Here is a 14,126-nt window from a genome sequence, read left to right as displayed (position 1 = left end):
GCAGGTGGCGCGGCCGGTTGCTATGCTTGCGCCGCCTCGGTCTTGAGGCGCTCTGGGAAACCTTCCATGCTCAATGCCACCGGTCGCGTGCTCGACGCCTTCTGGCGCGCCGCCGTCTACTGCCTGCACCCGCGGGTGATGCTGCTGTCGCTGGCGCCGCTGTTGATCTGCGGGCTGGCAGCCGGTGTGTCCGGCTATTTCTTTTGGGAAGACGCGGTCGACGCGGTGCGCATCTCGCTGGAATCCTGGCGCCTGGTTGACACCGTGTTGGGCTGGCTGGCCCATGTGGGCCTGGGCAGCCTGCGCACGATGATTGCCCCCTTGATCGTGCTGGCGATTGCGATTCCGGTGGTGCTGCTCCTGAGCCTCCTGCTGGTGGCGCTGATGATGACGCCGGCGATGGTGCGCCTGGTCGCGCTGCGCCGTTTTCCGGCGCTGGAGCTGAAGCATGGCGGCTCGCTGCTGATGAGCGTGGCCTGGTCGATCGGCCACACGCTGCTGGCGCTGGCGCTGATCGTCCTGAGCATGCCGCTGTGGCTGGTGCCGCCGCTGATCCTGTTCATCCCGCCGCTGATCTGGGGCTGGCTGGGCTACCGGGTGTTTGCCTTCGATGTGCTCTCAGACCATGCCTCACCGCAGGAGCGCCGCCAACTGCTGTCCGAGCACAAGTTCCAGCTGCTGGCCATCGGCATGCTGACCGGCTATCTCGGCGCGGCGCCGGCCAGCATCCTCTTCATCTTCATCCCGGCGGCGCCTTTGCTGGCCGTGCCCGCAGTGTGGCTGTACACCCTGGTGTTTGCCTTCACCTCGCTGTGGTTTGCCCACTATGCGCTGGCGGCACTGAACGATTTGCGGCTGAGCCGTGTGGCCAGTTCGACTCTGATCGATGGCGTCGAGGTGCTGGAGCCTCTGGCCGGTTCGTCGGGTGACCCCGAGGGACGTGCCGTTCAGACGCTGCCGCCGGTATGAGCCTCAAGTTGAATGTCCAACTGAGTGCCTAGCATGAATGTCGGTCTGATCATCATTGGTGACGAAATCCTGTCCGGCAAGCGCCAGGACAAGCACCTGGCCCGCGTCATCGAACTGCTGGCCGCGCGCGGCATGAGCCTGAGCTGGGCGCATTACCTGGGCGACGATCGCGCCGCCATCAGCGCCGAGTTGCGCCAGGCCTTTGCCAGCGGCGATCTGGTCTTCAGCTGCGGCGGCATTGGCGCCACGCCTGACGACCACACCCGCCAGGCCGCTGCCGCGGCGCTGGGGCAAGACCTGACCCTGCATCCGGAAGCTCGCGAGCTGATCTGGCAGCGCGTCTGCGAGATGGCGCGTGAGCAGGGCCAGCAGGCCGACCCCGAACACCCGGATACCTTGCGCCGTTTTCAGATGGGCATGTTCCCGGCCGGCGCGCAGATCATCCCGAACCCCTACAACCGCATTCCCGGCTTCTACGTCGGCAGCGTCTACTTCGTGCCGGGTTTTCCGGTGATGGCGCATCCGATGATCGAGTGGGTGCTGGACCAGCGCCACGCCGATCTTCAGCGAGTCGTCGCCACCCGCGAGCGCTCGATGATTGTGCTGGGCGCGCTGGAGGCCACGCTCAGCCCGCTGATGGAGCGCATCGAGGCCGAGTTTCCCGGTATCAAGGTGTTCAGCCTGCCCAGCGTGGACCACCCGCAATGGGGCCGCCATATCGAACTGGGCGTCAAAGGTGAGGCCGAGGCCTTGGACCCGGCCTATCAGGCGCTCAAGGCGGGCCTCGTCCAATTTGGTGCATCCATAGGCACCGAACTGGTGCGATGATGGCCAAGGGTGTGCACTTGTCTGGTGCTGGCACCCGGCCTTGAGCTGACGCGCGTCATCGGCGCGCAAGCCCGCGCAGCGCATAATGCCCCGGCGCGACGCGGGCCCTGGGGCCCATGCACCGCGCTGGCGCTGGCAGGGCGCGACCGGTCTTAGGCTGGCACGCAAACTGCTTACGTTGTTGGTGCAAGTCGGCCCTGTGCGCAGTGGCCGGCGTCCGCCGAATTTGTTGTCAGATCCGTTCTACCCCGATCCGCTGAGGAGTGATTGATGGCCAAGACCGTCGCCGATGTGATGAGCATGGTGAAAGAAAACGAAGTCAAGTTTGTTGACTTCCGCTTCACCGACACCCGTGGCAAAGAGCAGCACGTTTCCGTGCCCGTGTCGCACTTCGATGAGGACAAGTTCTCCTCCGGTCACGCCTTCGACGGTTCGTCGATCGCCGGCTGGAAGGGCATCGAAGCCTCCGACATGCTGCTGATGCCGGACCCCAACACCGCCAATATCGACCCCTTCTTCGAAGAGCCGACGCTGATCCTAACCTGCGATGTGGTCGAGCCCAGCGATGGCAAGGCCTATGAGCGCGATCCGCGTTCGCTGGCCAAGCGCGCCGAAGCCTATCTGAAGTCCTCCGGCCTGGGCGACACCGCCTTCTTCGGCCCGGAACCCGAGTTCTTCATCTTCGACTCGATCCGCTGGAACGTCGACATGTCCGGCTGCTTCGTCAAGATCGACGCCGAAGAAGCTGCCTGGAACACCGGCAAGGAATACGACCACGGCAACCACGGCTACCGTCCGACCGTCAAGGGCGGCTACTTCCCCGTGCCGCCGGTCGATTCGGGCCAGGACATGCGCTCGGAAATGTGCCTGATCCTCGAACAACTGGGCATCCCGGTCGAGGTTCACCACCATGAAGTGGCCAACGCCGGCCAGATGGAAATCGGCACCAAGTTCAGCACCCTGGTGCAGCGCGCCGACTGGCTGCAACTGCAGAAGTACGTGATCCAGAACGTGGCCCATGCCTATGGCAAGACCGCCACCTTCATGCCCAAGCCCATCGTTGGCGACAACGGCTCCGGCATGCACGTGCACCAGTCGATCTGGAAGGACGGCAAGAACCTGTTCGCCGGCGACGGCTACGGCGGCCTGTCCGAGTTCGCGCTGTACTACATCGGCGGCATCATCAAGCATGCTCGTGCCCTGAACGCGCTGACCAACCCCGGCACGAACAGCTACAAGCGTCTGGTGCCCGGCTTCGAAGCCCCGGTCAAGCTGGCCTACTCGGCCCGCAACCGCTCGGCATCGATCCGCATTCCCTTCGTGTCCAACCCCAAGGGCCGTCGCATCGAGGCACGTTTCCCCGATCCTCTGATGAATCCGTATCTGGGCTTCTCGGCCCTGATGATGGCCGGTCTGGACGGCGTGGAAAACAAGATCCATCCGGGCGAAGCCGCCACCAAGGATCTGTACCACCTGCCGCCGGAAGAAGACGCGAAGGTGCCGACCGTTTGCCACAGCCTGGACCAGGCGCTGGAGTATCTGGACAAGGACCGCGCCTTCCTGACCAAGGGCGGCGTGTTCACCGACTCCTATCTGGATGCCTATATCGACCTGAAGATGCAGGAAGTGACCCGCTTCCGCATGACGACCCACCCGGTCGAGTTCGATATGTACTACACGCTGTGATGGCCTGCTGCGGCCTGCGTTCAAACCGCAAGCCGCAGGCCTCGCTCAGCCCGAAGGGACGGTCTTGGCCGTCCCTTTTTTCATGGCCGGCGCCACGGCGCTGCGGGGCCCTTGGCGCGCAGGCGCTTGGCCCGCACCGCCAATGCGCCACAATGCGCAACTGGAACAACAAGAGTCGCCCCACCGCCGATGTACCTCAGGCCCAGATCCCACGCCCGCCGCACCCGGCTCGGCCATGCGCTTTCGCTGGCTGCGCTGCTGGCGCTGCCGGCCATGGCGCAGACGCCCTCCGTCGTCTACCGCTGCCCGGGGCCGCCGGTGCTCTACACCGATGCCTTGTCGGCCAAGGAAGCCCAGGACAAGGGCTGCCGCACGATAGAGGGCACGCCCATCACCGTGTTGCAAGCGCCCAAGCCGCGCCCGGCGGGCAATGGTGCCGTGCCGGTGAAACCCGGTGCGGTGGAGGGCAAGCCCGGTGCTGAGGCCCGCGTTGACCCCAATCAGCAGCGCAGCCGCGACAGCGATCGCCGCAAGGTGCTGGAGAACGAGTTGCGCGAGGCCGAAGAGAAGCTCGCCGCGCTGCAGCGCGACTATGCCGGTGGCAATCCGGAGCGCCGTGGCGACGAGCGCAACTACCAGAAGTATCTGGATCGCGTGGCCGAGCTCAAGGCCAATATCGCTCGCCAGGAATCCGATATCCAGGCGATCAAGCGCGAGATCAGCAAGCTGCCCTGAGCCTGGCTGTGCCGCCTGGGGTCAGGTCTTGCCTGAGCGGGAACAAGGCTCAAGCCCGGGCGCGGCGCTGGCTTTCGCGTCGAGGACTGCGACATGAGTGACAAGGACGCCTCCGCCAACCTGCAGGCGCTGGACATGCTGGCCACCATGGTGGCCCTGGTGCGCCCCGATGGCAGCTGCCTGTTTGCCAATACCGCTTTCGAGACGGTGATGCAGCTGTCGCGCCGCGCCGTCGAGCGCAGCAATCTGATCGACTGGTTTGCCGATGCCGCGCGGCTGCGCGAGGCGATGGAAGGCGTGTCGCGCAATGCCTATTCGAGCAGCCGCTTCGATGCGCTGCTGCGCCGCGTCAGCCGGCCCGGCGAAGAGCCGTTGCCGGTGCATGTGATCGTCAGCCAGACCGACCGCCCTGATCAGCTGCTGGTCGAGCTGATCGAAAGCGCCCAGCAGGCCCGCCAGGATCGTGAGGAGCGCACGCTGGACCAGGTGCAGGCGACCAAGGAGCTGATCCGCAATCTGGCCCATGAAATCAAGAATCCGCTGGGCGGCCTGCGCGGCGCGGCCCAGCTGCTGCAGCTGGAGTTGCAGCCAACCGAGCTGGGCGCCGAGCTGTGCGAGTACACCGAGGTCATCATCCATGAGGCCGACCGGCTGCAGTCATTGGTTGACCGGCTGCTGGCGCCGCATCGCAAGGCCCAGGTGGTTGGCGATGTGAACATCCACGAAGTCTGCGAACGGGTGCGCTCGCTGGTGCTGGCCGAGTTCCCCAAGGGCCTGAAGGTGCTGCGCGACTACGACATCTCGCTGCCCGACTTCCGTGGCGACCGCGAGCAGCTGATACAGGCGGTGCTCAACATCGTCCAGAACGCTGCGCAAGCGCTGCAGGTCCGCATCAGCGACGGTGATGCCCAGATCACCTTGCGCACCCGGGTGGCCCGACAGGTGACGATTGGCAAGCAGCGCTGGCGCTTGGCATTGGAATTGCATGTCGAAGACAACGGCCCCGGTGTGCCGCCCGAAATCCGCGATCGCATCTTCTACCCCCTGGTCTCAGGGCGTGATGGTGGATCCGGGCTGGGGCTGACACTGTCGCAGACCATCGTGCAACAGCACCAAGGCATGATCGATTGCGATAGTGAACCGGGCCGGACCGATTTTCGAATCACCCTGCCTTTGCCCTGAGGCCACAAGCCCGGGCGAAGGGGAGCCATGCATGAAATCCATCTGGATTGTTGACGACGACCACTCGATTCGCTTTGTGCTGGAGAAGGCGCTCAGCCGCGAAGGGCTGCCGGTGCGCGCCTTCAGCAATGCCCGCGACCTGCTGGCGGCGCTGGACGAAGACAGTCCGCAGGTGCTGGTGTCCGACATCCGCATGCCCGGCGGTTCGGGCCTGGACCTGCTGGCCAAGGTCAAGGCGCGGCTGCCGCAGCTGCCGGTCATCATCATGACCGCCTACTCCGATCTGGACAGCGCCGTCTCGGCCTTCCAGGGCGGCGCCTTTGAATACCTGCCCAAGCCCTTTGATCTGTCGCGTGCGGTCGAGCTGATTCGCCGTGCCCAGGAGGAAAGCCTGCGCGAGGCGGTCGATCAGGACACCGCCGCGCAGGTGCCTGAGATGCTGGGCCAGGCACCGGCGATGCAGGACGTTTTCCGCGCCATCGGCCGGCTCAGCCAGAGCAACGTCACCGTACTGATCACCGGCGAGTCCGGCTCGGGCAAGGAGTTGGTGGCGCGCGCACTGCACAAGCACAGCCCGCGCGGCGAGGCCGGCAGCAACGGGCCTTTTGTGGCCATCAATACCGCGGCCATCCCCAAGGACCTGCTCGAGAGCGAACTGTTCGGCCATGAGCGCGGGGCCTTCACCGGCGCGCAGGCGACGCGGCGTGGCCGCTTCGAGCAGGCCGAGGGCGGCACGCTCTTCCTCGACGAAATCGGCGATATGCCGCTCGATTTGCAAACCCGTTTGTTGCGCGTCCTCTCCGACGGCCAGTACTACCGGGTCGGCGGCCACAGCCCGCTGCGCAGCAATGTGCGGGTGATAGCCGCTACTCACCAGAACCTTGAAGAACGGGTGCGCCAGGGTGCCTTCCGCGAGGATCTGTTCCACCGGCTGAACGTGATCCGGCTGCGCCTGCCGCCGCTGCGCGAGCGCCGTGAGGACATCCCGGTGCTGGCGCGCTACTTCCTGCAGCGCAGCGCCACCGAGCTGGGTGTCGAGGCCAAGCGTTTGTCCGAGGCGGCGCTGGCCCGCCTGGTCAGCTTTGATTTCCCGGGCAATGTGCGCCAGCTGGAAAACATCTGCCACTGGCTCAGCGTGATGGCGCCGACCCAGGTCGTCGAGGCCAAGGACCTGCCGCAGGAGTTGCTGGCCCAGCCGCTGGCGGCGGCCGAAGTCAGCCCGCCGCTGCCCTTGGGTGCCGCGCCGCTGGCGGCGCTGAGCCAGCCCATGGCCAGCGCCCCGGCCGGCGAAGGCTGGGTGCAGGAGATGGCCCGCGAGGCACGACGCCTGCTGCAGGCCGGCGAGCCCGATGTCTGGGAAGCGCTGACCCGTCGCTTCGAGGCCAGCCTGATCCTCACCGCCCTGGACGTGACCCGCGGGCGCCGCATCGAGGCGGCGCAAAAGCTGGGCATAGGCCGCAACACGATCACGCGCAAGATCCAGGAACTGGGCCTGGATCCCTGAGCAACGGCGCCTGCCTCAGCCGGCAGGCGGTGCCAGCTTGTCCATCCAGATGCCCAGGCCCTGGGCGTTCAGCTCCACGTCCATCGCCATCAGCGCGGCCATCTCGGCCTCGGTGAGCACGCTGCCGTGCTCTCCTGCACTGCGCAGGTACTGGGTCTGCAGGGCGCGCTTCAGCGCCTCGTGGCGATCAGTGCTGTCGCGCAGCGCCAGTGCTGCGCTGACCATCTGATCCACTTGCTGCAAGAGCTGGGCCGCCAGCATGCGCACCTCGGCCACGCTGTGGCCGACGCGGGCGAAGTGGGTCAGACAGAGACCTTCGGGCTGCAAGGCCAGCAGTCGCTCAATCGATTGGCGCAGTGCCTCTGGCTCAAACTGCACTGGCGTGCTGGTCGGCAGCATCCACGGCTGGCCGGCGGCATTGTCGAACTCGCGGTAGGAGAGGCCGAAGGTGTCGCCGGTGAAGACGCAGCGGCTCTGTTTGTCCCAGATGCAGTGGTGGTGGCGGGCATGGCCAGGGGTGTCGAGCAGCAGCAGCGGCCGGCCCGCCAGTTCGATGATCTGGCCATCGCTGCTGGCGCTGGCCCGCTCGGCCGCTACCGGCTGGAGCTCGCCGTACGAGCGCTGCATCTCGGCTTCGCCATAGACGGCCAGCGCGCCGGCCCACAGCGCGCTCGGGTCCAACATATGCCGGAGGCCGCGCGGATGAACGATCAGCTGGGCGCGGGGCAGGGCCTGCATCAAGAGGCCAACGCCGCCGGCATGGTCCAGATGGACATGGGTGGGGATCACGAAGTCGACCGCCTCGTGGCCCAGGCCCACGGCGTCCAGCGCCGCCAGCAGGCGTGGCACCGAATGATTGGTGCCGGTGTCGATGAAGGCCGCGCGACCCTGCTCGACGAGCAGGTAGGCCGCATCGAAATGCTCGCGCTGAAAGGCGGTATCGATCGCGTAGATGCCCGTGCCGAGGTCATGCACAAAGTCCGGCAAACCCATCGCTTGGTTCCTTTTGATGCTCCTGTACGATGCCTCGCACGATAGACCAAGAATCGAGTCATGGCCGTACGTGAAATTCTGAAGATGGGCGATCCGCGCCTGCTGCGTCAGGCGCAGCCGGTGCAGGGCTTCGATACGCCGGCGCTGCATGCGCTGCTGGCCGATATGTTCGACACCATGGTGGCCGCCAATGGCGCCGGTCTGGCCGCACCGCAGATCGGTGTCGATCTGCAGGTGGTGGTGTTCGGATTCGAGCGCCTGCAGCGCTACCCGAACGAAGCGTCGGTGCCGAAAACGGTGCTGATCAATCCCGTCATCACGCCGCTGAGCGAAAGCAGCGATGAAGAGGGTTGGGAGGGCTGCCTCTCCGTGCCGGGGCTGCGTGGCGTGGTGCCACGCTATGCCCGCATTCGCTACCAGGGCTTCGACCCCTATGGCGCGGTGATCGATCGCGAGGTGGAGGGCTTTCACGCCCGGGTGGTCCAGCATGAATGCGATCACCTGAACGGTGTGCTCTACCCGATGCGGGTCAAGGACTTCAGCCGCTTCGGTTTCACCGAGGTGCTCTTTCCCGATATGGGGGCTGACGCGGACGATTGAGCCTGAACAGGCGCTTCAGCCGCTTGCAGGCCTGGCGGCTGATCGAAATTAAGTTGACCGACCTGTGCACCAGCTCAGGGGCTGCGGCGTTGAACGCAGACCGAAGGAGGTCCGCATGGACGATGGCAACCGCAGCACCAGACTGAGCCGCAATCCCGCACACCGCAGCACCGGGCTGCGCCTGGCGATGGCGCTGCTGCTCAGCGTCTTCCTGAGCAGCGCCTGGGCCGACCCACCCGCCCGCGCCGGCCGCGTGGCCGAACTCAGCGGCGAGGCCTGGGTGTTCGATGCCGAGAACAAGGCCTGGCAGCCGCTGGCCCTCAACCAGACGATTGCCGAGGGCGACCGGCTGCGCAGCGAGCCCGGCGCACGGCTGGCGCTGCGCATTGGCTCGATCAGCCTGTGGCTGGACGGCCGCGGCGACCTGGAGTTCAGCCGGCTCGACGACGAGGGCGTCGAGCTGCTGCTTGAACGCGGCGCGCTGGGCCTGCGCCTGCGCAAGGCCGAACTCGCTCGCGAGCTCAGCGTTCGCACCCGCGAGGGCCGCTTCGCCTTCGAACAGGCCGGCCTGTACCGGATTGACCAGCTCGACCGCGGCACCCGTGCCGTCAATTGGGATGGCCGCCTGCGCTTTGATTCGCGTACCGAGCAGGCTGCGCCGGTCTGGCTGGCCGAGCGCGAGCAGGTCGAGTTCTGGTGGGCCAACGGCCCGCGTACCGAACGCCAGTCGCTGACGCCGGACGCCTTCGGTGATTGGCTGCTGGCGCAGAACCCCGCCGACACCGAGGTGCAGGCCTACCGCTATGTCTCGCCCGAGATGACCGGGGCCGAGGAATTGGATCGTTATGGCCGCTGGGAGACGGTGGCTGACTATGGCACCGTCTGGGTGCCACAGCAGGTCGCCGTGGACTGGGCGCCGTATCGCCACGGCCGCTGGGTCTGGACGCGGCATTGGGGCTGGAGCTGGGTCGATGAATCGCCCTGGGGCTTTGCGCCTTTCCACTATGGGCGTTGGGTCCATCACGTCGGCCGCTGGTGCTGGGTGCCGGGTCGCTATGTCGCACGGCCGGTGTACTCGCCGGCCTTGGTCGCCTGGGTCGGTGGGCCGGTCGTCAGCGTCGGGGTGAGCATCGGCCGCCGGCCGCCGCCGCCGCGCTATGGCTGGTATCCGCTGGCCCCGCGCGAAGTCTATGTGCCGACCTACCGCCACAGCCCCGCCTATGGGCAAAGAATCAACCACGACAGCCCGGCGCTGACCGTGCAGCGCCCGGGCCAGCTGCCAGTGCTGCCGCCGCATCGCAATCGCGACGTCGTCGGCGCCATCAGCGTGCTGCCGGTGCAGGGCTCTGGTCGACCGGTAGCCTTTACCGATCGCGACACGGTGCTCAAGCCGATCACGCAGGCACCGCAGCGCAGTGAACTGCCTTTGCAGACGGTACCCACCCGGGCGCAGCCGCCGGCCGATGCACCGCAGCGCGCCTGGAATCGCGGCGCTGAAGACAGACCGCGCCAGCCCGGTCAGCCGGCCTTCAATGCCTCTGGTGATTCGCAGGCGCCAGCTGGCCTGCCGACGCGCACGTCGCGTGACGGGCGTGATGGGCGTGATGGTGAGCGTGCGCCGCTGCCACCTGCCTTGCCGGGCCATGGTGCGCCGCTTGGCACGCCGCCTGGCGGAACCGGCGTCGTGCTGCCCAGCCTGCCGACGGTGCCAGCACCACAGCATGTGCCCACGCCCACTGTCGCTGCGCCGGTGCCGCCAGCCTGGCCGGCCACGCCGCCGCAAGAGTCCTCGCCGCAACGCCGGCTGCCCGAGCGTGGCAGTCCGACACTGGTCACGCCGCAGCCTAGCCCCATGTCTCTGCCTGCGCCGCAAAGCCAGCCGCAGCCCGCGCCGGTGGCGCCGGTGCAGCAACTGCCGGAGCGGCGCTGGGAGCGGCCGGCGGAGCGGAGTTTCGAGCGGGTTCCGGAGCGTGCGATGGAGCGGCAGCTTGAACGTCCAGTTGAACGTCCAGTTGAGCGCCACATCGAGCGCCCGGTAGAACGCCCGATAGAACGCACCGTCGAGCGAGCCCCCGAGCGGGCCGTGCCGGAACGTTCCCAGCAGCGCGCACCGGAACTGCCCCTGCGCCAATCGGCGCCGCCGCAACGCAGCGAGGAGCCGCGCGCGGCGCCCGGCCGCGGCAAGGATCGGGACGACAACCGGCGCCAGACCGATCGCTGAACGGCGAACGCTGAACACTGAACACGAGGGGAGGGCGCCTCGCACCCGCCCCCTGCTTGCTGTTTCAGAGCAGCGGTTTCAGTGCCGCCCAGATGTTGTCCAGCATCAGCGGGTGGGCCTTGGCCAGCGGATGGATGCGGTCGGGCTGGAACCAGGCGTCGGCATCGGGCCGATCGGCCACGCCGGCCAGCAGAAAAGGCGTCAGCGCGACCTTCTCCTGCCGGGCCAGCTCGCCATACAGCGCGGCAAACTCACGGCCGACCGGGCCGTAGTTGGGCGGCATCTGCATGCCGGCCAGCAGCACCTTGGCGCCAGCGGCCCGCCCGGCGCGGATCATCACCTCGAAGTTCTCGCGCGTCTGCTTCAGCGGCAGGCCGCGCAGGGCGTCGTTGCCGCCCAGCTCGATGATCAGATGGGTCGGCTGCTGGCTCTTGAGCAGCTCGGGCAGGCGTGAGCGGCCGCCGGCCGTGGTGTCGCCGCTGATGCTGGCATTGAACACCGTGGCGCTGATCTTCTGCTCGGCCAGACGTTGCTCCAGCAGCGCGACCCAGCCGCTGCCGCGTGTCAGGCCGTATTCGGCCGAGAGGCTGTCACCCAGCACCAGAATGCGCCGAGGCTGACTTGTGGCTGCGCTGGCAAGACCCGGCACCATCAGAGCCAGGGCGCTCAGGCTACAGTGCGCCATCCACGCGCGACGTCGCATTCCATTCACGGCAATCCCATCCTCATGTCAGAAACCATTGTTGAAGTCCAGCAGCTCGGCAAGACCGTGCGTGATGCCACCGGCGAGCTGACGATTCTGCATGACATCAGCTTCACCTTGCAGGCGCGGGAATCGGTGGCCATCGTTGGCGCCTCCGGTTCGGGCAAGAGCACGCTGCTGGCGCTGCTGGCGGGCCTGGATGTGCCCAGCCACGGCACGGTGACGCTGGCCGGCCAGAGCCTGTTTGCGCTGGACGAAGATGGCCGCGCCGCGCTGCGCGCCGCCCACATCGGCTTTGTCTTCCAGAGTTTCCAGCTGCTGGCTCATCTGAGCGCCTTGGAAAACGTGATGCTGCCGCTGGAGTTGCGCGGCATTCGCGAGGCTCGTCAGCTCGCCACGCAGATGTTGCAACGCGTGGGCCTGGGTGAGCGCCTGGGCCACTATCCGCGCGTGCTGTCCGGCGGCGAGCAGCAGCGCGTGGCGCTGGCCCGTGCCTTTGTGCAGAAGCCGGCGTTGCTGTTGGCTGACGAGCCGACCGGCAGCCTCGATTTCGCCACCGGCGCACAGGTGATGGCCCTGATGTTCGAGCTGAACCGCGAGATCGGCACCACACTGGTGCTGGTCACCCACGACCCCGCCATCGCCGCTCGTTGCGAGCGTCAGCTGCGCATCGAAGCCGGCCGCCTGGTCTGAGCAAGGCACAGAAAGCAAAAAACCCGCCGAAGCGGGTTCTCACAGCACCAACCGTCGCAGCGCACCGCCCATCCAGCGACGCCCGAGGCTCCGGCTCCGCCGGTCCTACGGGCGTGCCCCCGGATGGGGGCCGGCGCAGCCGGTAGGGGGCCAGCCTTAATTTGCGAACTTGTAGTCCGTCTTGGCCTTGGTCTTCAGTTCCTTCTGGAACTCGCCGACCTTCTGCTTTTCCAGGTTTTGCTTGATCTGTGCCTTGACGTCATCGAAGGCCGGGAACTGCGCGTCACGCGTGTCTTCCAGCTTGATGATGTGATAGCCGAATTGCGACTTCACCGGCTCTTGCGTGAACTCACCCTTCTTCAGCGCGATCATGGCCTTGCTGAATTCGGGCACGAAACCGGCCGGGTTGGCCCAGTCCAGGTCGCCACCGTTGGCGGCAGAGCCGGGGTCCTTGGAGTTCTTCGAGGCCAGGTCTTCGAACTTGGCGCCGCCATTGATCTGCTTGATCAGCGCCTTGGCGTCTTCTTCCTTCTCGACCAGGATGTGGCGAGCGCGGTACTCGGTGCCGCTGTTGGCAGCCTTGGCCTTGTCGTACTCGGCTTGCGCTTCAGCGTCGGTCACCGGGTTCTTGGCGCGGTAGTCTTCGATCAGGCCGCGGATCAGCAGCGATTGGCGAGCCAGCTCCAGCTGGGCCTTGAAATCCGCGCTGGCCGGGATGCCGCGCTTTTCGGCTTCCTGCATGAAGATTTCGCGCAGCACGACTTCGTCCTTGACCTGGGTTTCCAGCTCAGGGGTGCGCGGTTGGCCATTTTTGGTGACTTGGCTGATCAGCAGGTCAGCGCGTGCCTTGGGCACGGCCTTGCCATTCACCGTCGCGATGTTCTGTGCCTGGGCCGACAGGGGCGCCAGCGTGGCGGACAGGGCCGCGATGGCGGCGGTGAGCACAATCTTCTTCATGGACATTGGGCCTTTCAACAGACTCCACCGGCGACATCTAAAAACCGGGTTTGCGTTATGCACAAAAACAAGCGCCCCAACGAGAGCCGTTACGGGCGCTACAAGCTGACAACACCGATGCCTAGGGTTCTCCCGGGGCGCGGGCCTGAATCGCCAGCGCGTGAATTCCCCGCTGCATCAGCTCGGAAAGAGAATCATATACGAGGCGATGCCGGGCCACTCGGTGAAGGCCTGTAAAGCGCTCGCTGGTGATTTCCACCGTGTAGTGGCCGCCCTCGCGGGCGCCGGCGTGGCCGGCATGCTGGGCGCTGTCGTCCCGCACACTCAGGCTGCTAGGGTTGAGCGCGGCGCGCAGCCGGGCTTCGATCTCGGCCATCGAGGCGCGGGGGGCACTCATGGTTGCTTTTCCTCAGGCTTGGAGCCCTGTTCGGCCTCAAGCGGTGGCAGATGGCGGCTCATATAGAGGCCTTGCGCCAGCGTGAACAGCAGCACCAGGCCGGTGGTGCCGAAGACCTTGAAATTGGCCCAGGTCGAGGTCGTGAAGTTGTAGGCGACATAGAGATTGAGGAATCCCATCGCGCCGAAGAACAGCACCCAGGCCATGCTCAGCCGCGACCACACCGCCTCGGGCAACTGCATATCGGCGCCCAGCATGCTTTTGAGCAGATTTTTCTTCAACAGCTTGTCGCTGATCAGGAAGGTCAGCGCCATGCCCCAGTACAGGCCGCTGGGCTTCCACTTGATGAAGGTCTCGTTGTGAAACCAGATCGTTGCGCCGCCCAACACCACAACCAGCGCCAGGCTGATCCACAGCATCAGGTCGATCTTCTTGCCGCGCAGCTTGAGCACGGCGGCCTGGGTCAAGGTGGCGACCATCACCACCAGTGTGGCCAGCAGCACCGGCGCTTCCTCGGGGCCGACCTTGCCGCCCGAGACCATGAAGCCGAAGTGCTCGGTGGCGAAGGCCGCCGCCCAGTCCTTGGCGCCTTCCGCATACTTGAAGGTGGCAAAGAACAGGATCAGGGGCAGAAAATCGAGCAGCAGCTTCATCGGTC

At 66.3% G+C, this 14,126-nt stretch carries 14 protein-coding genes; 9 read left to right on the top strand and 5 right to left on the bottom strand.

Annotated features, from left to right (window positions below):
• Nucleotides 1-66 precede the first annotated feature (66 nt).
• From RQP53_RS19775 to ntrC, 6 genes are all read left to right on the top strand, one after another.
• Entirely contained in the window at nucleotides 67-969 is a 903-nt protein-coding gene (locus tag RQP53_RS19775; protein ID WP_315652408.1) for an EI24 domain-containing protein, read from the top strand.
• Between the two features lie 33 nt (nucleotides 970-1,002).
• Nucleotides 1,003-1,797, top strand: coding sequence for a competence/damage-inducible protein A (locus RQP53_RS19770; protein ID WP_315652407.1), 795 nt, complete (start codon nucleotides 1,003-1,005; stop codon nucleotides 1,795-1,797).
• Nucleotides 1,798-2,067: 270 nt separating this feature from the next.
• Nucleotides 2,068-3,483: a type I glutamate--ammonia ligase gene (glnA, locus tag RQP53_RS19765; RefSeq protein ID WP_315652406.1), complete on the top strand. Its 1,416-nt coding sequence runs from the start codon at nucleotides 2,068-2,070 to the stop codon at nucleotides 3,481-3,483.
• A gap of 189 nt (nucleotides 3,484-3,672) precedes the next feature.
• Nucleotides 3,673-4,218 (top strand): hypothetical protein, encoded by a 546-nt coding sequence (locus RQP53_RS19760; RefSeq protein WP_315652405.1) that lies wholly within the window; start codon nucleotides 3,673-3,675, stop codon nucleotides 4,216-4,218.
• A 93-nt stretch (nucleotides 4,219-4,311) separates the two neighbouring features.
• A complete protein-coding gene (glnL, locus tag RQP53_RS19755) occupies nucleotides 4,312-5,400 on the top strand; it encodes a nitrogen regulation protein NR(II) (RefSeq protein ID WP_315652404.1) in 1,089 nt (362 codons plus the stop codon).
• Between the two features lie 31 nt (nucleotides 5,401-5,431).
• Nucleotides 5,432-6,904, top strand: a complete 1,473-nt coding sequence (gene ntrC, locus RQP53_RS19750; RefSeq protein ID WP_315652403.1) for a nitrogen regulation protein NR(I) — start codon at nucleotides 5,432-5,434, stop codon at nucleotides 6,902-6,904.
• Nucleotides 6,905-6,919: 15 nt separating this feature from the next.
• On the opposite strand, the gene RQP53_RS19745 is transcribed toward ntrC, so the two are convergent.
• Entirely contained in the window at nucleotides 6,920-7,897 is a 978-nt protein-coding gene (locus tag RQP53_RS19745; protein ID WP_315652402.1) for an MBL fold metallo-hydrolase, read from the bottom strand.
• Nucleotides 7,898-7,957: 60 nt separating this feature from the next.
• On the opposite strand from RQP53_RS19745, the gene def reads away from it, so the two are divergent.
• Together def and RQP53_RS19735 are read left to right on the top strand one after the other, a co-directional pair.
• Nucleotides 7,958-8,497, top strand: a complete 540-nt coding sequence (def, locus tag RQP53_RS19740; RefSeq protein ID WP_315652401.1) for a peptide deformylase — start codon at nucleotides 7,958-7,960, stop codon at nucleotides 8,495-8,497.
• Nucleotides 8,498-8,612: 115 nt separating this feature from the next.
• Nucleotides 8,613-10,718, top strand: coding sequence for a DUF6600 domain-containing protein (locus RQP53_RS19735; protein ID WP_315652400.1), 2,106 nt, complete (start codon nucleotides 8,613-8,615; stop codon nucleotides 10,716-10,718).
• Between the two features lie 64 nt (nucleotides 10,719-10,782).
• Here the strand turns inward: RQP53_RS19735 and RQP53_RS19730 are convergent, their stop codons facing one another.
• Nucleotides 10,783-11,421 carry an arylesterase gene (locus tag RQP53_RS19730; protein ID WP_434064129.1) on the bottom strand — a complete coding sequence of 213 codons (639 nt, stop codon included), beginning with the start codon at nucleotides 11,419-11,421 and terminating at the stop codon, nucleotides 10,783-10,785.
• 24 nt (nucleotides 11,422-11,445) lie between these two features.
• Between RQP53_RS19730 and RQP53_RS19725 the strand changes: the two genes are divergently transcribed.
• Nucleotides 11,446-12,114 (top strand): ABC transporter ATP-binding protein, encoded by a 669-nt coding sequence (locus RQP53_RS19725; protein WP_315652398.1) that lies wholly within the window; start codon nucleotides 11,446-11,448, stop codon nucleotides 12,112-12,114.
• Between the two features lie 156 nt (nucleotides 12,115-12,270).
• On the opposite strand, the gene RQP53_RS19720 is transcribed toward RQP53_RS19725, so the two are convergent.
• The 3 genes from RQP53_RS19720 to RQP53_RS19710 form a co-directional block, all read right to left on the bottom strand.
• Nucleotides 12,271-13,071 (bottom strand): peptidylprolyl isomerase, encoded by an 801-nt coding sequence (locus RQP53_RS19720; RefSeq protein WP_315652397.1) that lies wholly within the window; start codon nucleotides 13,069-13,071, stop codon nucleotides 12,271-12,273.
• A gap of 121 nt (nucleotides 13,072-13,192) precedes the next feature.
• Entirely contained in the window at nucleotides 13,193-13,468 is a 276-nt protein-coding gene (locus RQP53_RS19715; RefSeq protein ID WP_315652396.1) for a BolA family protein, read from the bottom strand.
• The gene (locus RQP53_RS19710; RefSeq protein ID WP_315652395.1) at nucleotides 13,465-14,121 is read right to left on the bottom strand and encodes a septation protein A; all 657 of its coding nucleotides are present in this window, start codon (nucleotides 14,119-14,121) and stop codon (nucleotides 13,465-13,467) included. Before RQP53_RS19710 ends, RQP53_RS19715 begins: the two co-directional genes overlap by 4 nt.
• Nucleotides 14,122-14,126: the final 5 nt, after the last annotated feature.

It is taken from the genome of Roseateles aquae (assembly GCF_032337115.1).
Lineage (GTDB): Bacteria > Pseudomonadota > Gammaproteobacteria > Burkholderiales > Burkholderiaceae_C > Roseateles_C > Roseateles_C aquae.
The sequence above is the reverse complement of the archived record's forward strand: the minus strand, read 5'-3'. Positions and strand labels throughout refer to the sequence as shown.